Source organism: Sphingomonas canadensis, from assembly GCF_026013525.1.
Taxonomy (GTDB): domain Bacteria; phylum Pseudomonadota; class Alphaproteobacteria; order Sphingomonadales; family Sphingomonadaceae; genus Sphingomonas; species Sphingomonas canadensis.
On sequence record NZ_JAPDRA010000003.1, the window covers coordinates 1 to 18,751 of the forward strand.

The window sequence follows — 18,751 nt, forward strand, 5'->3', positions numbered from 1 at the left end:
GCGCACTTGCATGCCTCGCCAACGCGCATTCGATCCGATCAAATACAAGCTGCGAAACCAAATCGAGCGGACCATCGGCAAGCTCAAACAACTCCGGCGCATCGCAACCCGATACGACCGCATCCCCCAAAACTACCTCGCCAGCCTATGCTTGGCCGCCCTCAGCTTCTGGTGCTGAATGTCGATTCAACCTAAGCCTGTGGGGCTACACCACCAAGCGCGACCTGAGCGGCTTCGGCACCTTCCTGGTGATGGGCCTGTTCGGGCTGATCGTGGCGATGCTGCTCAACACGCTGTTCTTCCGTTCGGGCGAGATGGACCTGATCGTGAGCGTGGTGGGCGTGCTGATCTTCGCGGGGCTGACCGCCTATGACACGCAGAAGATCAAGCTGATCTACGATCAGGTGGCCGGCACCGAATATCAGGGACGTGCGGTGGTGATGGGCGCGCTGACGCTCTACCTCGACTTCATCAACATGTTCCTGTTCCTGCTGCGCCTGTTCGGCAGCGCGCGCGACTGACCGCGCAACGCGGACGGCATGGATCGACGGCCCGGCGGGAAACCGCCGGGCCGTTTCCGTTTGGGCGGGAGAAGGGCTGAAGGCTCCTGCCAGAAAGCGCCGGGCGGGAACGCGGCGCGGGGGATGGGCGTTTTCGCGGGGATAGTATCGAGGAGTATCCCCGATGGCCGAAGCCAAGACCCCGAGCATCATTCGCCGCAAGCCCGCGCCCAAGGACGCGGCCGGGCCGGCGATCGCAGCCGACGCCGGCACCGACGAATCGATCGCCGAACGGCTGGAGCGCAACCCCGAGAGCCGCGAGGCGCGGCTGGACCGCGCGCTGGACGAATCGATGGACGCATCCGATCCGCCCGCATCGACCCAGCCGGTGCATCAGCACGCGCCCAAATCCTCCGGCTATGATGCCAAGGCCGAGCGCCGCCGCGCGGCGATGAAGGGCCGCGGCTGGCTGGGCCGGGCGATGGTGCGGCTGGGCTTCGCCTGACCGGCGCGGGCAGGGCCGGGCGGCGCCGGGAGCTTTGCCCGGGCGCCCTGCGACGGGCTCTGCGCGAGCGGATTGCCGGGCTGGCCGGCGAGCGCGGCGCGAGGAAAGGCCGAAGAAGGCCCTTGCCCAACCCTCTCCCGCAAGCGGGATAGGGCCAGGAAGCGAGCGGCTCGCGACTGCGCGCGCGTTACTTCTTGAGCACGTCCAGCGCCGCGGCGGTCAGCGCTTCGGTGGCGGTGGCGATCACCGCGTCGGCATCGGGCGCCCAGAAGGGGCTGTGGAGCGAGGGGAGCTGGCCCTTGCCCGCCTGTGCGGCGTCCCACTTGTCCCTGGGCACGCCGCCGACCCAGAAGATCAGGCTCTGGATCGACTGATCGGCCAGCCAGTAGCGGCTGAAATCCTCGCCCCCCATCACCGCGGGCGTGGCGACGACGCGATCCTTGCCGAAGCGCTGGGTGAACAGCGCCGAGACGCGGCCCGAAAAGGGCTCGGTGTTGAAGGTGGAGGGCGTGAATTCGTCCTTCACCGTTACCACCGGCATGCGATCGTCTGGGATGCCCGCCGCGATCGCCTCACCGCGCGCGATGCGGGCGATGCCGTCCAGCAACTGCTTGCGCACCTCGGGCGTGTAGCTGCGCACGGTGAGCTGGAGGACGGCCTCGTCGCCGATGACGTTGTGCTTCGATCCGCCGTGGAAGCTGCCGACGGTGACGACCGAGGGCTGTTGCGGGTCCACCTCGCGGCTGACCAGCGTCTGCAGCGCCATCACGATCTTCGACGCCAGCACGATCGGGTCCTTGGTGGTGTGCGGATAGGCGCCGTGGCCGCCGACGCCCTTCACCACCACATCGACCGAATCGACATTGGCCAGCGCATAGCCGGACTTGATGCCGATCGTGCCCGCCGGGATGTTGGCGGCATCGTGGAAGGCGATCGCGAACTGCGGCTTGGGAAAGCGCGTATAGAGCCCGTCCGCCAGCATCGCGGCGGCGCCCTTACCCACCTCTTCGGCGGGCTGGGCGATCATCACCAGCGTGCCGCGCCATTTGTCCTTCATCGCCGCCAGGTTGCGCAGCGTGCCGATCCAGGCGGCCATATGCGTATCGTGGCCGCAGGCGTGCATTACCCCGGTTTCCAGCCCGTCGGGCGTGGCGGCGCGCACCTTTGACGCGAAGGGCAGGCCGGTCTGCTCGATCACGGGCAGACCGTCCATGTCCGCGCGGATCAGCAGCACCGGGCCGGGGCCGTTGCGCAGCACCGCGACCACGCCCGTGCCGCCCACCTTCTCGGTAACCTCGAACCCGGCCTTGCGCGCCTCGGCCGCCAGCTTGGCGGCGGTCTTCACCTCCTGGAGGCTCAGCTCGGGGCTGGCGTGGAGATCGCGATAGATGTCCATCAGCGCCGGCATCGCCGCGCGGGTGGCGTCGCGCACCGGATCGGCCGCGGCGGGCAGCGCCATGCCGGCGATCGCGGAGGCGAGGAGCAGGTTGCGGATCATCGAGGCGTTCCCCCAAGCGGTTGTCCACGCAGCTTCGCGGATGGCGGGCGGGGACGCAAGCGGGATGGCGCGGCCGGGGAGCGGGCGGGGGCGGCTACAGCAGGGGCCGTCCATCGGCGTATCGCACGCGGCAAGCTGCCGTTCGGCAGGCTCGGGGCGAACGTTCGAACAACCCGATTCAGATTTACGGCGCGGCTCCCGCTTCCTCCGGCACCAGCTCGATCACGTCGAGCTGCGATTCGAAGCTGGGCCAGGGCAGCACCAGCCGCCAGCGCCGTTCGCCGATGCGATCGACATAGCCGATCATGTCGCGCTGGGGATCGGCGCCGTAGCGCAGCGGCGCGGTCTCGTCGCCCAGCATCAGCGTGCCGACGAACACCATGCGCGTGCCATCGTCGGGGAACAGCAGGCCGGTGGGGCGCTGCGATCCGGTGAGCTTCTGGAAGCTGGCCATGCCGCCTTCGTCGCTGATCTTGCAGCGGAAGGCCGGATAGGCGGTGAACTCGCGCATCGCCGTGCCCGCGGCGCCCAGCTTGAACACGCGGCAGCGATAGCCGCCGGGGGGCAGCGCCGGGCCGGAGCGCGCCTCATCGGGCGCGAACAGCGCGGGATCGGCGGCGATTGCGCCGCCATCCGCGGTGCGCGCGCGGGGGAGCGCGCTATCCCAGGCGCGGTGCCAGTCGCGCAGCCGCTTGCGATCCGCCTCGGTCGCGACCTTGCGCCAGCTCGTCACGCGCTCGGCGGCGGTCCCGGTGCCTGCCCGGGCGGCGCCGCCTGCGCATCCGCTGAGAAGCAGCCCCGGCAGGAGTGCGGCTGCGATCGGCTTCCAATACATCGGTCCTCGCTTCCCGCCCCCGGGGATGCGGCCATTGTGTATCGGGATCAGGCCGCGGTCCAGCCTCCGTCGATCGACATATTGGCACCGGTGATCGCGGAAGCCTCGTCGCGGCAGAGGTACAGCATCATCGCGGCGACCTGATCGGGCTGGACGAACTGCTTGGTCGGCTGGGCGGCGAGGAGGACGTCGTTGACCACCTGCTCGCGCGTCAGGCCGCGCGAGGCCATGGTGTCGGGGATCTGGTTTTCCACCAGCGGCGTCCAGACATAGCCCGGCGAGATGCAGTTGACCGTGATGCCGAAGGTCGCGGTTTCCAGTGCCACCGTCTTGGTCAGGCCGGCCAGCCCGTGCTTGGCGGCGACATAGGCCGCCTTGTTCGGGCTGGCGACCAGGCTGTGCGCAGACGCGGTGGAGATGATCCGGCCCCAGCCCTTCGCCTTCATATGCGGCACGGCCAGGCGCATCAGGTGGAAGGTGGAGCTGAGGTTGATCGCCAGGATCGCGTCCCACTTCTCCGGCGGGAAATCCTCGATCTTCGAGACATGCTGGATGCCGGCGTTGGAAACGACGATGTCCGGCCCGCCCAGCTCCGCATTGGCGCGCGCGACCATCGCCGCGATCTGATCGGGCTTGCTCATGTCGGCGGCGTCGTAGAGCGCCTTGGCGCCGCTCAGCGCCTCCAGCCCTGCGCGCTCGGTCTCGATCGCGGCGGCATCGCCGAAGCCGTTGATCATCACCGACGCGCCCGCGCCCGCGAGCGCCTTGGCATAGGCCAGGCCGATGCCCGAGGTGGAGCCGGTGACGATGGCGGACTTGCCCTTGAGGAACATGGGATACTCCTTTGCTCAGACGCTCATTTGCGGGTCAGATCGAACGCGGCGGTCTTGCCGTCGAGGATGTTGCTGGCGAGCAGGCGCGACTGGGCCATCGTCTCCGCCACCGCGGCGCGGCCGGCGAGCCAATGTTCGTGCATCGAGCGCGCCGAGAATTCGAAATCGCGGCTGCCGCCCTCCCAGGCATTCGCGCGATAGATGAGGTGGACGAGGCTGACCGGCAGCTCCGCCGATCGTTCGGCGAGCGCGCGCACGTCCGGATCGTCGCGCAGCTCCGCCGGTAGCTTGGCGATCACGCGCCGCGCCAGCTCGCGATCGCAGCGCAGCCGCAGCCGCTCGTCCGACACCTGGCGGGTGCGGCTGGAGAAGCGGATCTCCTTCTCGCGCGCCAGAACGTCGGTGATCGTGTGCGGGCGCTGGTCCGCGGCGGGGAAGAGATCGACCTGGAACACCAGCATCCCGGCCTCCTGCCGGTCCAGCACATGGGTGAGCGGCGTATTGGAGACGATGCCACCGTCCCAATACCAGCGGCCGTCGATCTCCACCGGGGGCAGGCCCGGCGGCAGCGCGCCCGACGCCATGATGTGGCGCGCGTCAAGCCGTTCGTCGCGCGTGTCGAAATAGCGGAAGTTGCCGCTTTCGATATCCACCGCGCCGACCGAGAGGCGGACGGGGCCGGAATTGAGCAGATCCCAGTCGACCAGTTCGTCCAGCGTCTCGCGCAGCGGCGCGCTGTCGTAGAAGCTCAGCGCCTCCGGCGTTCCGGGGGCGGCGAAGGCGGGGGGCACGAGCCGCGGCCGGAAGAAGCCGGGGACGCCCGTGGCGAGCACCATCGCGGCGGACCATTCGTGCGCGATCTCCCGCGCCTGATCCCAGTCGGGGAGGGGGAAGCTGGGCAGGGCGGCGGTGACGCGGCCCCAGAATTCGCGCAGCCGGGCGACGCGGCGTTCCGGCGGGTTGCCGGCGAAGATCGCGGCGTTGACCGCGCCGATCGAGATGCCGGCGACCCAATCCACCGTGATCCCGGCCTCGCCCAGCGCCTCGACCACGCCAGCCTGGTAGCTGCCCAGCGCGCCGCCACCCTGAAGCACCAGCGCCACCGTTTCGGGTAGCGGAAGGCCCGCGGGGGAGGCGCTGCGCTTGAGTCGGCCGGCATCTGCCATGCGGGGCATGTGGTGCATCGCGGCGCGCGCGGCAATGCGGATTTTCGCGGTTGCGAAGGCGGGGCCGCCGCGGACGGCGCGCGCGCAGATTCCGGGGTGCATCCGCCCGCGCGCTGAGGCATTAACCGCATCCCGAACGACGAAAGTGTCCGCGATGCGCCTCGACGATCTCGATCCCACCGAAAACGCCCGCGACCTGGGCAGCGGCGGAAGCGGCGGCGGTTTCCCGCTGTTCGCGCTGCTGCCGATCCTGTTCGGGCGGCGGATGGGATGCGGCACGATCGTGCTGCTGCTGGCGATCGGCGCGGTCTGGGTGGCGATGAGCGGCGGCGGCGGGCTGGGCGGGATGCTGGGCAGCGCCGGCGGTGGCGGGCAGGTGGCGGCGCCCGGCGGCGGCGGCGGCCAGGGCGCCGCGGCGTGCAGCACCGGCGAACGGCTGGAGGCGTGCCGCGTGATGACCAGCACCGAGCAGGTGTGGGGCCAGATCTTCCAGCAGGCGGGCCGCCAGTACAAGCCGGCGACGATCAACTTCTTCACCGGCGGCGCCAATTCGCGCTGCGGCTTCGCCAGCTCCGCGGTGGGGCCATTCTATTGCCCGGCCGACGAGGGCGTCTATCTGGACACCGCCTTCTTCGACGAACTCGCCAGCCGCTTCGGCGCGCAGGGTGACGCGGCGCGCGCCTATGTGATCGCGCACGAGATCGGCCATCACATCCAGAACCTGCTCGGCACCTCGGAGCAGGTGTCGCGGATGCAGGCGAAATCGAGCGAGACCGAGAGCAACGCGCTGTCGGTGCGGCTGGAGCTTCAGGCGGATTGCTTCGCGGGCGTCTGGGCCACGCGCAGCGGGCGGCTGGAGCCCGGCGACATCGAGGAAGGGATGACCGCCGCCAACGCGATCGGCGACGATACGCTGCAGAAGCAGGCACAGGGCCGCGTGGTGCCCGACAGCTTCACCCACGGCACCTCCGAACAGCGGATGAAGTGGCTGAAGCGCGGGCTGGACAGCGGCGATCCGGGCCAGTGCGACACGTTCAAGGGAGATATCTGACATCGTGACCGACACCGCGGACGACGCCGGGCAGACCGCGCTCGCCTATGAATACACCCCGGGGGAGGGGCCGGTGGTGGTGTTCCTGCCCGGCTATGCCTCCGACATGACCGGCACCAAGGCGATCGCGCTGGAGGAATGGGCCAAGGCCAACGGCCGCGCCTTCCTGCGCTTCGACTATGGCGGGTGCGGGCAGAGCGGGGGCGATTTCGAGCAGCAGACGCTGGCCGCGTGGCGCGACGACGCGCTGCTGATGATCGACGAGGTGGCCGAGGGGCCGGTGATCCTGGCCGGATCGTCGATGGGCGGCTGGATCATGCTGCTCGTCGCGCGCGCGCGGCGCGAGCGGATCGTGGGGCTGGTGGGCATCGCCGCCGCGCCCGACTTCACCGATTGGGGCTTCAGCCAGGCGGAGAAGATGACGATCCTGCAGGAAGGGCGGCTGGAGAAGCCGTCGCCCTATTCGGAGCGGCCGACGGTGACGACCCGCGCCTTCTGGGCATCGGGCGAGGCCAACCGGGTGATGCAGGGCAGCATCGACATCGCCGTGCCGGTGCGCCTGCTCCACGGCATGCGCGACACCGACGTGCCGTGGCAGCGCAGCCAGGCGCTGATGCAGTATCTGCGTTCGGAGGACGTTCACCTGACGCTGGTCAAGGACGGCGACCACCGCCTGTCGCGCGAGCAGGATATCGCCGCGCTGATCCGCGCGGTGGAGGAGGTTTCCGAGCGATGCATGCAGCCGCCGCCCTTGCCCTGATCCTGGCCGCGCAGGAGGCCCCGCCCGCGGGCGAGGCGCCCGAGCGGCGGCTGTCCCAATGCCTGTTGCTGGCGCGTGGCGACACGGCAGAGGCCGAGGCGCAGGCGCGGCGCTGGATCGCGGATGGCGGCGCGCAGCGTGCCCGCCAGTGCCTGGGCGTGGCGCTGGCCAATCAGGGACGCTGGGCGGACGCCGCCGCCGCCTTTGCCCAAGCCGCGCGCGAGAGCGAGGCGGTGCCCGGCGAACGCGCTGGCCCGATGTGGGCGCTGGCGGGCAACGCATGGCTGGCGGCGGGCGAGCCGGAACAGGCGCGCGATGCGCTGGACCTGGCGATAACCGGCGGGTTGGCCGGCACGCCGCTGGGCGAGGCGCATCTGGATCGCGCGCGGGCGCGGATGGCGCTGGGCGACAAGCCGGGCGCGCGGGCCGATCTGGACGTCGCGCTGCGCGAGGCGCCGGGGGTGCAGCTCGCCTGGCTGCTGTCGGCGGCGCTGGCGCGGCGGATGGACGATCCAGTCCGCGCCGCTAGCGACATCGGCGAGGCGCTGGGCCTGGCGCCCGACGATCCGGTGACGCTGCTGGAGGCGGGCAACATCGCCGCCATGGCGGGCGACGAAGCGGCCGCGCGGCGGCACTGGACGCGCGTGACCGAGGTGGCGCCCGGCAGCCGCGAGGCGGAGGCGGCGCGCGGCGCGCTGGCGCAATTCGCCGCGGGCGGATGAAAGGGCCGGCGTGGCTCTGGTAAGCGGGCGGGCGGGCGCCTAGATTTGGGGCTGTGTCGCTGCGGCGGCGCCGGCCCGCTCCCCCACCCGGCCACCCACAAGATACTGCCGCTGGGTGGCCGGGTGGAGGAGCGGACCGGTACCAATCCCGTTTCCGCATCCTGCCGGGGAACCACGAACCATGAAATATCTCCACACGATGATCCGCGTCACCGATCCGGTGGCAACCGTCCGCTTTTTCGAACTGCTGGGGCTGAAGGAGCTGCGCCGGATCGAGAGCGAGCGCGGGCGGTTCACGCTGATCTTCCTGGCCGCGCCCGGCGACGAGGACGCGCAGGTGGAGCTGACCTACAACTGGCCAGCCGAGGACGGCAGCGCCGAGACCTATGGCGGCGGGCGCAATTTCGGCCACCTGGCCTATCGCGTCGAGAATATCTACGAGACCTGCCAGCGGCTGATGGACGCGGGCGTGACGATCAACCGCCCGCCGCGCGACGGGCACATGGCGTTCGTCCGCACCCCCGACAATATCTCGATCGAGATCCTGCAGGACGGCCATCTGCCGCCGCAGGAACCCTGGGCGTCGATGCCCAACACGGGCGAGTGGTGATCCGCCATGGCGCTTGAGATCGTCCGCATCCCCGCGCTGAGCGACAATTACATCTGGCTGGTCCATGACGGCGCCAGCGGCGCGACCATGGTGGTCGATCCCGCGGAGGCCGCGCCGGTGCTGGCCGAGGCGGCGAAGCGCGGCTGGACGATCGGCGCCGTCTGGAACACCCATTGGCACCCCGATCACACCGGCGGCAACGCCGCGATCAAGGAAGCGACCGGCGCCACCGTGATCGCGCCCGCGGCCGAAGCGGCGAAGATCCCCACTGCCGACCGGCTGGTGGGCGAGGGCGACACGGTGACGCTGGGCGCGCATGCGGCGCGGGTGATGGAAGTGCCGGCGCATACCGCGGGGCACATCGCCTATCATTTCGCGCAAGACGGCGCGGTGTTCGTGGGCGACACGATGTTCGCGATGGGATGCGGAAGGCTGTTCGAGGGGACGGCGGAGCAGATGTTCGCCAACATGCGCCGGCTGGGCGCGCTGCCCCCGGAAACGCGCGTCTATTGCGCGCACGAATATACCCAGTCGAACGGCCGCTATGCGCTGGCCGCCGAGCCGGACAACCAGGCGATCCGCGCGCGCATGGCCGAGGTGGACGCTGCGCGCGCCGCGGGCGAGCCGACGGTTCCCACCACCATCGCGCTGGAGCTGGCGACCAACCCCTTCCTGCGCGCCTCCAGCGCGGCCGAACTGGCCGGGCGGCGCGCGGCCAAGGATGGTTTCCGCGGCTGAATGCGCTATAGTGTGCAGCGGGGGCGCGAGAGGAGGATTGCGATGATCCGTTTTGCCGTTCCCGCCGCGCTGCTGATGGCGCTGGCGGCACCGTCCGCGACCAGCCAGACCCCGGGGGGCGCGGCTTCCGAGGCGCTCGACAAGGCGCTGACCGGCCTGAAACCGGGCAAGGAGCAGAGCTGCATCCCGCGTTTCGGCGTGAACAGCGTCAAGACCTATGACAAGACGATGCTGTACATGCGCAGCAAGAGCGTGGTGTGGCGCAACGACACCAGCGGAAGCTGTGGCCGGCGCAACAGCGACGACATCCTGATCTATCGCAGCCCCAGCAGCCAATATTGCCGCGGCGACATCGTGGAGACGCGCTCGCGCGCGACGGGCACCTTCACCGGCACCTGCACGCTGGGCGCGTTCGTGCCCTACAAGAAGTGATCCGGGCGATGCGCGCCGCCGCGCCCGCCCGCATCCTGCTCGCGATGGTCGCGCTGGCCGGATGCACCGCCAGCGCGGAGTTGAGCGACACGTCCAAGGCGCGCGCCGAGCGCGAGCTGGCCAAGGCGCTGGCCGGGCGCACCGCGGGAGAGCCGGTGGACTGTATCCGCGCCGATCGTTCCAACGGCCCGCAGATCATCGACGGCGACACGCTGCTCTATCGCGAGATGGGGACGGTGTGGCGCAACGATCTGCCCGCGGCGTGCCCGGGGATGCAGCCGGGCGACATCCTGATCGTGGAGATGTTCGGATCGCAGCTTTGCAGCAGCGATCGCGTGCGTGCGGTTACTCCGGGGGCGAACATTCCCGGCCCGCAGTGCCGGCTGGGCAAGTTCACGCCCTACCGGAAATAGCGGCGCGGGGGCGGGCCGCGCGAACGGGTTCCGGATGATCTGAGGCGCGGGCCGCGCCGGGGCGGCCGTTTACTCCTTCACCCCGAGCTGCTGGAGCATGAAGGCCATCCATTCGGCCTCCTGCCGGTGGCGTTCCAGCCGGCCGGACTTGCCGCCATGGCCCGACGTCATGTCGATGCGGAAGACCAGCGGGTTGGCGTCGGTCTTTTTCGCGCGCAGGCGGGCGACCCATTTGGCGGGCTCGTAATATTGCACCTGGCTGTCCCACAGCCCGGTCGTCACGAACAGCGCCGGATAGTCCCTCGCCGCGATATTGTCGTAGGGCGAATAGCCCAGGATATAGTCGTAATAGGCCTTGTTCTCCGGGTTGCCCCATTCGTCATATTCGTTGGTGGTGAGCGGGATCGACGCATCGAGCATCGTTGTGACCGCATCGACGAAGGGCACGCGCGCGCGGATCACGCGATAATCGCCCGGCGCCATGTTGGCGATGCCGCCCATCAGCAGCCCGCCCGCGCTGCCCCCCGTCGCCGCCACGCGGCCGGGGGCGGCATAGCCCTGTTTCACCAGCGCGCGGGTGACGTCGATGAAATCGTTGAAGCTGTTCTGCTTCTTCAGCAGCCGGCCGTCCTCGTACCAGGCGCGGCCCATCTCTTGCCCGCCGCGGATATGGGCGAGGGCATAGACCATGCCGCGATCGAGCAGGCTGGCGATCTTCGGCGTGAATTCGGGATCATAGGAATTGCCGTAGCTGCCATAGGCTTCCTGGAGCAGCGCGGCGGTACCGTCTTTCCGGAAGCCCTTGGCGTAGATCAGGCTGACGGGCACCTTCGCCCCGTCGCGCGCGGTGACCCAGACGCGCTCGGTGACATATTTCGCGGGATCATAGCCCGGCGCGGCCTTCACCTTGAGCAGGCGGCGCTCGCCGGTGGCGGCGTTCACCTCCCAGGTGGCGGTGGGGCTGAGCAGCGAATCATAGCGGTAGCGCAGCCAGGCCGAAGCGGGATCGGGATTGGTATCCAGCGTCATCGAATAGGCGGGCTCGTCCGCCGCGACATGGCGGGCCTCTCCCTTGGCGGGCAGGATGCGCAGCCGCTTGTTGCCGCCCGAACGCTCCTCGATCGCCAGGAAACCGTCGAAGGGCTGGAAATCCTCGATGAACACATCGGCGCTGGCGGGGACCAGATCCTTCCAGGCGGCGCGGCCCTTGAACCCGTCGGCATCGGCGGCGGTCATCAGCCGGAAGTTCGGCGCCTTCCAGTTGGTGCGCACCACCCAGCGGCCGCCGGCGTGATCGGCCTGATATTCGAAATCGCGTTCGCGCGCGGCGATCGGCACGAATTCGCGCGGATCGTCCGCGCTGGCGCAGCGCTGTTCGGTGCTGACCGTGGCCGACAGATAAATGCAGAGGAACTTGTCGTCCGAGGTGCGGGTGATGCTGAGGTAATAGCTGTCGTCCTTCTCGTCATGGACGAGCCGGTCGTCCGCGGACGCGGTGCCGATCGCATGCGCCTTGATCCGCTTCGACAGGAGCGTCACCGGGTCCTTGTCGATGTAGAACAGCGTCTTGCCGTCGTTCGACCAGACCGGCGCCTCGTCCACATTGGGGATGGTGTCGGCCAGCATCCTGCCGGTAGCCAGATCCTTCACGCGCACCACATATTGGCGGCGGCCCACGTCGTCGTCGGCCCAGGCGAGGTAGCGGTTGTCCTGGCTGACGGCCCAGCCCGCGACCTGGAAGAAGCTCTTGCCCGCGGCCATCGCCTGCTGGTCGAGCAGGATCTCCTCGGGCGCGTCCATGCTGCCCTTGCGCCGCGCCAGGATGGGATAATCGGCCCCCGCCTCGAACCGCGTGTAATACCAGTAACCGCGCATCAGCCAGGGGACGGTGCTGTCGTCCTGCTTGATGCGCGATACGGTCTCCGCGAACAGCTTTGCCGCGACCGGCTTCGTCGGCGCCAGCACCGCATCGGCATAGGCGTTCTCGGCGGTGAGATAGGCGAGGACGGCGGGGTCCTTCCGCGTATCGTCGCGCAGCCAGTAATATTCGTCGGTCCGCTCGGCGCCGAAGGGGGCCTTCACCACATGGGGGCGCTTTTCGGCGACGGGGGGCTTGGGCAGCTCCTGCGCGCCGGTGCCCGTGGAAAGCAGCAGCCCCGCGGCCGCCGCAAACGCCATGCCACCCAGCTTCATTCCCGATCCTTTCGCTGCGCCCGTCTTGCAGCGCAGCGTGGAGCGGCGGCCGCCCCAAGTCCAGCCGGAATCAGGGTTTTTCGTTGAGCAGCGGCACCAGCAGGTCCGCGAAATCCTCCTTGGTGAGGACGGCGGGGCGCGCGTAGCGGACCACGCCCTTGCGATCGATGATATAGTTGGTGGGCACCGCGCGGCCGATCGGCACGTAACCGCCGCTGATATCGGTCGCGAGCGGATAGTGGAGCAGCGATTCGAGCTTGCGCAGCTTCTGCCGCGGCGTCGCGTCCATCACCTTCACGCCGAAGATGCGCAGCCCGTGCCGGCCGCCGTTGACCTGCATCAGATCGAGCGCGGGCATCTCCGTCTTGCACGGGCCGCACCATGACGCCCAGAGGTTCAGCACCACCACCTGCCCGCGCAGATCGGACAGGCTGACGCTGGTGCCGTCGAACATCTTGATGCGGAAATCGGGCGCGGGCTTGCCCACCACGGGCTTGCCCAGCGGCAGCGGGACGGGCGGCGCGGAGGCCGAAGCGCCGGGCAGCAGCGTCACCGCCGCCAGCGCGAATGCGATCCTGAAGATGCCGCGGTTCATGGTGCCCCCCTGTTTCCGCCAGACTGCCGGGGCGGCAGCCTATCATGCGCGGCGCCGAGCGGCGAGGGCGCCGCCCCCTGTTCCGCCTTCCGCCCCTCCGCTATGCTGGGCGCATGGCGCGAAAACGCAGCATCCTGATCGTCGGCGGGGGCACGGCGGGCTGGCTGACCGCGGCCTATCTGGCGCGGTTCCTGGAGATCCGCGACAATCCGCACCTGGAGATCACGCTGCTCGAATCGCCGGAGATCGGCATCATCGGCGTGGGCGAGGGCACCTTTCCCACGATCCGCGAAACGCTGCGCTACATCGGCATCGACGAGACGCGCTTCATGCGCGCCACCTCCGCCACGTTCAAGCAGGGCATACGCTTCAATGACTGGCTGCACGCGCCGGGGGCGGACGGGCGGCGCCACAGCTATCTCCACCCGTTCGAGGCGCCCTATTACACCGAGGGGCTGGGGCTGGTGCCCTATTGGCTGCTGATGGACGCGGCCGCGCGCCCGCCCTTCGCCGAGGCGGTGACGGTGCAGCATCGCGTGGCCGAGCGCCGCCGCGCGCCCAAGCGGCCGGGGGAGGGCGAGTTCACCGGGCCGCTGAACTATGCCTATCATTTCGACGCAGCGCGGCTGGCGCGGGTGCTGACCGAACAGGCGGTGGCGCTGGGCGTTCGCCACGTCACCGGGCTGTTGGAGCATGCCGTGCTGGGGCCGGACGGGTCGATCGCCCATGTGGTGACGCGCGAGCATGGCGCGATGTGCGCCGACCTGTACGTTGATTGCTCGGGCTTCCGCGCGGAGCTGATCGGGCGGGCGTTGGGGACGCCCTTCCGTCCGGTGCGCGACACGCTGTTCACCAATCGCGCGCTCGCCTGCAAGATCCCCTATGGCCGGCCGGACGCGCCGCTGGAGAGTTTCACCATCGCCGCCGCGCATGAGGGCGGCTGGACCTGGGACATCGGGCTGGAGGGCGCGCGCGGCATCGGCTGCGTCTATTCCGGCGACCATGTCTCGGACGATCGCGCGGCGGAGCTGCTGGAGGCCTATGCCGGCCATCCGGTCGAGCCGAAGCTGATCCCGTTCGAGGCGGGCTATCGCGAGCGGCAATGGGTGAAGAACTGCGTCGCCGTGGGCCTTTCGGGCGGGTTCCTGGAGCCGCTGGAATCGACGGGCGTGGTGCTGATCGAGGCGGCGGTGCGGATGATCGCCGAGCTGTTCCCGCACAACGGCCCCGCCGACGCCCCCGCCCGCCGCTTCAACGAGCTGATCACGGCGCGCTTTCAGAACATCGCGGCGTTCCTGAAGCTCCACTATTGCCTCAGCCGGCGCGAGGAGCCCTTCTGGCGCGACAACGCCGATCCCGCGTCGATCCCCGAACGGCTGCGCGAGCTGCTCGACCAGTGGCGCTATCGCCCGCCGGGCCGGTTCGACTTCATCCTGGATTTGGAGAGCTTCGCCTTCTTCAACTATCAGTACATCCTGTACGGGATGGAGTTCAAAACCGACCTGTCGCCGGTGCGCAACGAGTTCCCGAACGTGGCGGAGGCCGAGCGGCTGTTCGCGCGGATCGGCAAGTTCGGCGAGCGCGCGGCGCAGGACCTGCCCTCCCACCGCGAGCTGATCCGCCAGATCAACGCGGGCGCGGAGGCGCTTCCGGCCTGAACGTTCAGGCGGGGGCGGCATCCTTCAGCGAACCCAGCTCGCCGGTCGCGCGCGCCTTGCGGCCATAGACCAGCTCGAACAGCGGCCCGGCCATCACCGTGGTGACGATCGCCATCAGCACCATCATCGAGAACAGCGTGGGGCCGATGATGCCCTTCTGCAGCCCGATGTTGATGATGATCAGCTCCATCAGCCCGCGCGCGTTCATCAGCGCGCCGATGCCCAGCGCGGTGCGGTTGTCTTCCCCCGCCAGCCGCGCGGCCGCCCAGCAGGCGCCGAACTTTGCCGCAACCGACACGATCAGGATGCCCAGCGCGATCGCCAGCAGCGTGAGCGAGTTCACCATGTCCAGCCGCGTGTTGAGGCCCGAATAGGTGAAGAACATCGGCAGCAGGAACACCACCGTCATCGGCTCCAGCTTGCGCTTCAGCTCGTCGGCGAACAGGCCGCGCGGCATGCATACGCCGAGCAGGAAGCCGCCGAACACCGCATGGATGCCCACCGCGTCCATCACGAAGGCCGACATCGCGTAGAGCATCAGCGTGACAGCCAGCACCGTGTGGCTTATCTCGCCGCGCGCCTCCACGGCGCGGCCGAGCGGGGCGAGCAGCCGCGCGCCGAAGATCAGCATGAAGGCCGCATAGGCAAGCCCGCCGCCGATCGCGAGGATCGCCACGCCCGGCCCGCCGCCGAAGGTCGCCAGCACCACCGCCAGCACGCACCAGGATGCGGCATCGTCGAACGCTCCCGCGGTCAGCGAGAGCGTGCCGAGCGACGTATTGGCCAGCCCGCGTTCGTTGATGATCCGCGCAAGCATCGGAAAGGCGGTGAGCGCGATGCAGGCGCCCATGAACAGCGTGGCGTTGGACTGGCTGATCCCTGGCGCGAACAGCCCCGGCACCTGGAGCAGGAACGGCGTGATCAGGATCGCGAAGACGAACGGCGCCCCGATCCCCGCCGCGGACACGCCGAACGCGCTCTTCGCCTTGGACTGGAAGTGATCGAGGCGCAGCGTGGTGCCGACCAGGAACATGTAAAGCCCGACGCCGAACTGCGCGCCGACGTACAATATGTTGCGCGTCTCCTTGGGAAACAGCGCGAGCTGGAAATCGGGGAAGAGCAACCCCAGCAGCGACGGGCCGAGTACCACGCCCGCGATCATCTCGCCCACCACCTGCGGCTGGCCCAGCAGCCGCTTCGCCAGCCAGCCGACGACGCGGCAGGCGAGCAGGATCACCGCGATCTGCAGGAAGAAATGGATGCTGTAATCGCCGGGGGCATAGCTTTTGGCGGCATTTACCGCCGGGCCGTGGGCGCCCATCACCCCGCCGATCGTGCGGACCAGTTCGCCATAGAGTTCGGTCATCTGTCCGTTTCCTTCCGATGAGGCCGCTCAGGCGCCCGCGCCGGCCGCGCGCCGCCGCGCGGTCTGGCGGACGATACGGGCGAGCGAGAACCAGAAGACCGCGAACAGCACCACGGAGAAGCCGGTGGACCACGCCAGCTTCGCCCAAGTGGGGTTCTTCAGGTTGAAATAGGCGATCTGGAAGATGTTGAGCGCCACGATCGCGCGCAGCATCCATTCTACGTTGAGGCGGCTGAGCACATAGCTGCCGAACGGCGCCATGAAGAGCACCACTGGATAGGCGCATAGCCAGGTGCGCACCTGATAATCGGTGACGTCGCCGTCCCAGAAGAAGCGATAGGCGCATCCCAGGATGCTGATCGCCGCCATCAGCATGATGCTGATGTGCGTGGCTACCTTCTCATCCATGCGGAAGCGGGTGACGAGCAGCGTGTAGATCGCGATGTCCGCGCCGGTGCCGAACAGGCTGGCGGCGATCCCGCCCGCGAACAGCACCGCCGCCAGCATCGCATGATCGGCGAACCCGCGCGCATGGAGCAGATGCAGCTCGCCGCGATGCTTGCTGGAGATATAGGCCAGCGTGAAGGTGAGGATCAGGCTGAGGAACAGCGCCTGGATGATGTAGACCGGGATCGCCTGCATCGCCTGCATCCCAAATACGAAGCCCAGGAAGCTGACGGGAACGAACCACAGCACCGGCGCATAGCTGGGCAGGTGATGCCCGCGCTGCGACAGGATCCAGATGCTGGCGCTGGTCATCCCCACGCTCTGGATCATCAGGCTGAAGTCGCGCGCCATCTCGCGCTTCACGTCCAGGAATACGCTGAGCACCGGAAAGGCCGCCGCCCCGCCGCCTTCGGGCGTGAGCCCCGCGATGAAGGCGCCCAGCACCATGATCGCGGGATAATACCAATGCTCGATCAGGAACGGGATCGAGTTGCGCAGTGCGAACAGCGCCACCCACAGCAGCATCATGCCGCCCCACCAGCCGCAAAATATCCGGCTTTCGAAAAAGCCGCGCACGATCCCCCTCAACCGTCTCTCCCCCCTAACCGCTCTCGCGTGCCTTTGCCGCGGGTTGCGATGAACAAGGCAGATCGGATCGCCCCGCACAACCCGCTTCCGCGCCGCCCGGGGACTTTTTCGTGAGATGGCCGAAACCGTTGCCCGCGGCGCCGGATGTAGTAATGTACCTATATGGGAGCGCTACCATTCCGGCGCGGCGGAGGTCCTGCGATGAAGTCCGTAACCAGCAGGGAGTTCAACCAGGATGTGTCGGCCGCGAAGCGATTCGCGCTCGCCGGGCCGGTGCTGGTCACCGATCGCGGGCGGCCCACGCACGTGCTGATGAGCATCGAGGCGTTCCATCAGCTTGCCGGAAGCGGTGAATCGATCGTCGATCTGCTGGCGATGTCCGCGCCGGGCGAGCCGGGCGGGGCGCATGACGCCGACGCTGCCTGGGAACGCGCGGCGGAGCTTTGAGGGCGATGTTCCTGCTCGACACCGGCATCGTCGGCGAGCTGCGCAAGGCGGCGGCCGGACGCACCGATCCCGGGCTGGCGGCCTGGGCACAGGCCGCGCCGCCGCGCAGCCTGTTCCTGTCGGCGCTGAGCCTGGTCGAGCTGGAGAGCGGCGCCACCCGGCTGGCCCGCAGCGACAAGCCCGCCGCCGCGGCGATCCGCGCCTGGATCGAAGGGCAGGTGCTGCGCGCGTTCGAGGGACGCATCCTGCCGGTGGACGCGGCGGTGGCACGGCGCGCGGCGCAGATCGGCTATGCCAGCACGCGCGACGGGTTGATCGCCGCGACCGCGCTGGAACATGGGCTGACGCTGGTCACGCGCGATGCCGCCGCGTTCCGCGCCGGGCGCGTCCGGCTGCTCGATCCCTGGGGCTGGCGTCCCGAGGAGCGCGACGAGGACGGCGATTGGCGCCTGGCGGTGCGGACCGGCCCGCTGTGGCTGAAGAACCTGTTCGTGCGCGGATAGGTCTTTATCGATATTGGTTCACAGTCTGTCCTACAGCGATCCAATTGGGTTATATCCGTTCCGCCGCCCGGCATGACGGAAAGGACAGGAACATGGGCATCCTCGAATCGCTGATCGGCCCGATCGCGGGGCTGATCGACAAGGTGATCCCCGATCCCAAGGCACGCGACGCGGCCAAGCTGGAGCTGCTCAAGCTGCAGGGCAGCCAGGAGATGGAGGCGGTGCGCACCCAGCTCAGCGCGATCGTGGCCGAGGCGCAATCGGCCGATCCCTGGACCAGCCGGGCGCGGCCGAGCTTCCTCTATGTGATGTACGCGCTGCTGCTGTGGGCGATCCCGATGGGGCTGATCGGTGCCGCCCAACCGGAGACGGCGCGCGCCATCGCGACGAGCATGAACGCCTATCTGGCGGGCATCCCGGAGCCGCTCTACGCGCTCTTCGGCACCGGCTATCTGGGCTATACGGCCGCGCGCCAGTGGGGGAAGATCAAGGGCGTCGACAAATGAGGCGCGCGCGGCGGCCGGGGCGGATTCGCCCGGCCGCCACGCCGTCGCCGTCCTAGGGTGCGGGGGGCAGCCGGTCGCGGATCTCGCCCATGCGGTCATAGATCCGGAACATCAGGATCATCAGCTCGCAATAGAAGCGCCAGAACAGCGTGCCCACCACCAGGCAGATCACCGCCGCGCCGATCCCGAGCAGGAAATAGCCCACCGAATATTGCGCGGCCGAAAAGGCCGCCGCCAGCAGCACCAGCGAGTAGATCGCGATGCCCACCAGCCCGATATAGTAGAGGATCCGGATCAGCATGCCGCCGATCATCTCGTCGAAACTCAGCAATTTGCCGAAGAAACCGTTGTCCATGAACTTCTCCGTCGCAGGAATGGCTACGCA

21 protein-coding genes and 1 pseudogene are annotated in these 18,751 nt (G+C 68.9%); 13 read left to right on the forward strand and 9 right to left on the reverse strand.

The features are described 5' to 3' along the window. Positions 1–191: 191 nt before the first annotated feature. Positions 192–521, forward strand: a pseudogene (locus tag OM513_RS07470) (Bax inhibitor-1/YccA family protein); the annotation flags it as partial. Positions 522–684: 163 nt separating this feature from the next. Continuing rightward, positions 685–1,005 carry a hypothetical protein gene (locus OM513_RS07475; RefSeq protein ID WP_264943543.1) on the forward strand — a complete coding sequence of 107 codons (321 nt, stop codon included), beginning with the start codon at positions 685–687 and terminating at the stop codon, positions 1,003–1,005. A 187-nt stretch (positions 1,006–1,192) separates the two neighbouring features. On the opposite strand, the gene OM513_RS07480 is transcribed toward OM513_RS07475, so the two are convergent. From OM513_RS07480 to OM513_RS07495, 4 genes are all read right to left on the reverse strand, one after another. Continuing rightward, positions 1,193–2,503, reverse strand: a complete 1,311-nt coding sequence (locus tag OM513_RS07480; RefSeq protein WP_264943544.1) for an amidohydrolase — start codon at positions 2,501–2,503, stop codon at positions 1,193–1,195. A 184-nt stretch (positions 2,504–2,687) separates the two neighbouring features. Continuing rightward, the gene (locus OM513_RS07485; RefSeq protein WP_264943545.1) at positions 2,688–3,338 is read right to left on the reverse strand and encodes a DUF4893 domain-containing protein; all 651 of its coding nucleotides are present in this window, start codon (positions 3,336–3,338) and stop codon (positions 2,688–2,690) included. Positions 3,339–3,385: 47 nt separating this feature from the next. Further along, entirely contained in the window at positions 3,386–4,171 is a 786-nt protein-coding gene (locus OM513_RS07490; protein ID WP_264943546.1) for a 3-hydroxybutyrate dehydrogenase, read from the reverse strand. 23 nt (positions 4,172–4,194) lie between these two features. Then, positions 4,195–5,337 carry a patatin-like phospholipase family protein gene (locus tag OM513_RS07495; protein ID WP_264943547.1) on the reverse strand — a complete coding sequence of 381 codons (1,143 nt, stop codon included), beginning with the start codon at positions 5,335–5,337 and terminating at the stop codon, positions 4,195–4,197. 154 nt (positions 5,338–5,491) lie between these two features. Between OM513_RS07495 and ypfJ the strand changes: the two genes are divergently transcribed. The 7 genes from ypfJ (at position 5,492) to OM513_RS07530 (ending at position 10,063) form a co-directional block, all read left to right on the forward strand. Next, positions 5,492–6,388: a KPN_02809 family neutral zinc metallopeptidase gene (ypfJ, locus tag OM513_RS07500; protein ID WP_264943548.1), complete on the forward strand. Its 897-nt coding sequence runs from the start codon at positions 5,492–5,494 to the stop codon at positions 6,386–6,388. Positions 6,389–6,392: 4 nt separating this feature from the next. Continuing rightward, positions 6,393–7,148: an alpha/beta fold hydrolase gene (locus tag OM513_RS07505; RefSeq protein ID WP_264943549.1), complete on the forward strand. Its 756-nt coding sequence runs from the start codon at positions 6,393–6,395 to the stop codon at positions 7,146–7,148. Next, entirely contained in the window at positions 7,121–7,870 is a 750-nt protein-coding gene (locus OM513_RS07510) for a hypothetical protein (RefSeq protein ID WP_264943550.1), read from the forward strand. Before OM513_RS07505 ends, OM513_RS07510 begins: the two co-directional genes overlap by 28 nt. Before the next feature lie 181 nt (positions 7,871–8,051). After that, on the forward strand, positions 8,052–8,480 hold the full coding sequence (locus OM513_RS07515; protein ID WP_264943551.1) for a VOC family protein: 429 nt from the start codon (positions 8,052–8,054) through the stop codon (positions 8,478–8,480). 6 nt (positions 8,481–8,486) lie between these two features. Then, positions 8,487–9,218: a hydroxyacylglutathione hydrolase gene (gene gloB / locus OM513_RS07520; protein WP_264943552.1), complete on the forward strand. Its 732-nt coding sequence runs from the start codon at positions 8,487–8,489 to the stop codon at positions 9,216–9,218. A gap of 42 nt (positions 9,219–9,260) precedes the next feature. Beyond that, a complete protein-coding gene (locus tag OM513_RS07525; RefSeq protein WP_264943553.1) occupies positions 9,261–9,650 on the forward strand; it encodes a hypothetical protein in 390 nt (129 codons plus the stop codon). Positions 9,651–9,658: 8 nt separating this feature from the next. Next, positions 9,659–10,063, forward strand: coding sequence for a DUF6491 family protein (locus OM513_RS07530; RefSeq protein ID WP_264943554.1), 405 nt, complete (start codon positions 9,659–9,661; stop codon positions 10,061–10,063). Between the two features lie 69 nt (positions 10,064–10,132). On the opposite strand, the gene OM513_RS07535 is transcribed toward OM513_RS07530, so the two are convergent. After that, positions 10,133–12,256 carry a S9 family peptidase gene (locus tag OM513_RS07535; RefSeq protein ID WP_264943555.1) on the reverse strand — a complete coding sequence of 708 codons (2,124 nt, stop codon included), beginning with the start codon at positions 12,254–12,256 and terminating at the stop codon, positions 10,133–10,135. A gap of 70 nt (positions 12,257–12,326) precedes the next feature. Beyond that, entirely contained in the window at positions 12,327–12,851 is a 525-nt protein-coding gene (locus OM513_RS07540; RefSeq protein WP_264943556.1) for a TlpA family protein disulfide reductase, read from the reverse strand. 113 nt (positions 12,852–12,964) lie between these two features. On the opposite strand from OM513_RS07540, the gene OM513_RS07545 reads away from it, so the two are divergent. Next, a complete protein-coding gene (locus tag OM513_RS07545) occupies positions 12,965–14,509 on the forward strand; it encodes a tryptophan halogenase family protein (RefSeq protein ID WP_264943557.1) in 1,545 nt (514 codons plus the stop codon). A 4-nt stretch (positions 14,510–14,513) separates the two neighbouring features. Here the strand turns inward: OM513_RS07545 and OM513_RS07550 are convergent, their stop codons facing one another. Together OM513_RS07550 and OM513_RS07555 are read right to left on the reverse strand one after the other, a co-directional pair. Next, positions 14,514–15,875 carry a cation:proton antiporter gene (locus OM513_RS07550; RefSeq protein ID WP_264943558.1) on the reverse strand — a complete coding sequence of 454 codons (1,362 nt, stop codon included), beginning with the start codon at positions 15,873–15,875 and terminating at the stop codon, positions 14,514–14,516. A gap of 27 nt (positions 15,876–15,902) precedes the next feature. Beyond that, positions 15,903–16,910, reverse strand: coding sequence for a sulfite exporter TauE/SafE family protein (locus tag OM513_RS07555; protein ID WP_264943559.1), 1,008 nt, complete (start codon positions 16,908–16,910; stop codon positions 15,903–15,905). Between the two features lie 201 nt (positions 16,911–17,111). Between OM513_RS07555 and OM513_RS07560 the strand changes: the two genes are divergently transcribed. The 3 genes from OM513_RS07560 (at position 17,112) to OM513_RS07570 (ending at position 18,366) form a co-directional block, all read left to right on the forward strand. Then, positions 17,112–17,357, forward strand: coding sequence for a type II toxin-antitoxin system Phd/YefM family antitoxin (locus OM513_RS07560; protein WP_264943560.1), 246 nt, complete (start codon positions 17,112–17,114; stop codon positions 17,355–17,357). A gap of 5 nt (positions 17,358–17,362) precedes the next feature. Continuing rightward, positions 17,363–17,860 (forward strand): PIN domain-containing protein, encoded by a 498-nt coding sequence (locus OM513_RS07565; protein ID WP_264943561.1) that lies wholly within the window; start codon positions 17,363–17,365, stop codon positions 17,858–17,860. A gap of 92 nt (positions 17,861–17,952) precedes the next feature. Then, the gene (locus OM513_RS07570) at positions 17,953–18,366 is read left to right on the forward strand and encodes a holin family protein (RefSeq protein ID WP_264943562.1); all 414 of its coding nucleotides are present in this window, start codon (positions 17,953–17,955) and stop codon (positions 18,364–18,366) included. 52 nt (positions 18,367–18,418) lie between these two features. Here the strand turns inward: OM513_RS07570 and OM513_RS07575 are convergent, their stop codons facing one another. After that, positions 18,419–18,721: a DUF4282 domain-containing protein gene (locus OM513_RS07575; protein WP_264943563.1), complete on the reverse strand. Its 303-nt coding sequence runs from the start codon at positions 18,719–18,721 to the stop codon at positions 18,419–18,421. Between the last annotated feature and the right edge of the window lie 30 nt (positions 18,722–18,751).

Coding starts and splice junctions, on each gene's coding strand:
- OM513_RS07475 (WP_264943543.1), top strand. CDS start 685: ATGGCCGAAGCCAAGACCCCGAGCATCATTCGCCGCAAGCCCGCGCCC.
- OM513_RS07480 (WP_264943544.1), bottom strand. CDS start 2,503: ATGATCCGCAACCTGCTCCTCGCCTCCGCGATCGCCGGCATGGCGCTG.
- OM513_RS07485 (WP_264943545.1), bottom strand. CDS start 3,338: ATGTATTGGAAGCCGATCGCAGCCGCACTCCTGCCGGGGCTGCTTCTC.
- OM513_RS07490 (WP_264943546.1), bottom strand. CDS start 4,171: ATGTTCCTCAAGGGCAAGTCCGCCATCGTCACCGGCTCCACCTCGGGC.
- OM513_RS07495 (WP_264943547.1), bottom strand. CDS start 5,337: ATGGCAGATGCCGGCCGACTCAAGCGCAGCGCCTCCCCCGCGGGCCTT.
- ypfJ (WP_264943548.1), top strand. CDS start 5,492: ATGCGCCTCGACGATCTCGATCCCACCGAAAACGCCCGCGACCTGGGC.
- OM513_RS07510 (WP_264943550.1), top strand. CDS start 7,121: ATGCATGCAGCCGCCGCCCTTGCCCTGATCCTGGCCGCGCAGGAGGCC.
- OM513_RS07515 (WP_264943551.1), top strand. CDS start 8,052: ATGAAATATCTCCACACGATGATCCGCGTCACCGATCCGGTGGCAACC.
- gloB (WP_264943552.1), top strand. CDS start 8,487: ATGGCGCTTGAGATCGTCCGCATCCCCGCGCTGAGCGACAATTACATC.
- OM513_RS07525 (WP_264943553.1), top strand. CDS start 9,261: ATGATCCGTTTTGCCGTTCCCGCCGCGCTGCTGATGGCGCTGGCGGCA.
- OM513_RS07530 (WP_264943554.1), top strand. CDS start 9,659: ATGCGCGCCGCCGCGCCCGCCCGCATCCTGCTCGCGATGGTCGCGCTG.
- OM513_RS07535 (WP_264943555.1), bottom strand. CDS start 12,256: ATGAAGCTGGGTGGCATGGCGTTTGCGGCGGCCGCGGGGCTGCTGCTT.
- OM513_RS07540 (WP_264943556.1), bottom strand. CDS start 12,851: ATGAACCGCGGCATCTTCAGGATCGCATTCGCGCTGGCGGCGGTGACG.
- OM513_RS07545 (WP_264943557.1), top strand. CDS start 12,965: ATGGCGCGAAAACGCAGCATCCTGATCGTCGGCGGGGGCACGGCGGGC.
- OM513_RS07550 (WP_264943558.1), bottom strand. CDS start 15,875: ATGACCGAACTCTATGGCGAACTGGTCCGCACGATCGGCGGGGTGATG.
- OM513_RS07560 (WP_264943560.1), top strand. CDS start 17,112: ATGAAGTCCGTAACCAGCAGGGAGTTCAACCAGGATGTGTCGGCCGCG.
- OM513_RS07565 (WP_264943561.1), top strand. CDS start 17,363: ATGTTCCTGCTCGACACCGGCATCGTCGGCGAGCTGCGCAAGGCGGCG.
- OM513_RS07570 (WP_264943562.1), top strand. CDS start 17,953: ATGGGCATCCTCGAATCGCTGATCGGCCCGATCGCGGGGCTGATCGAC.
- OM513_RS07575 (WP_264943563.1), bottom strand. CDS start 18,721: ATGGACAACGGTTTCTTCGGCAAATTGCTGAGTTTCGACGAGATGATC.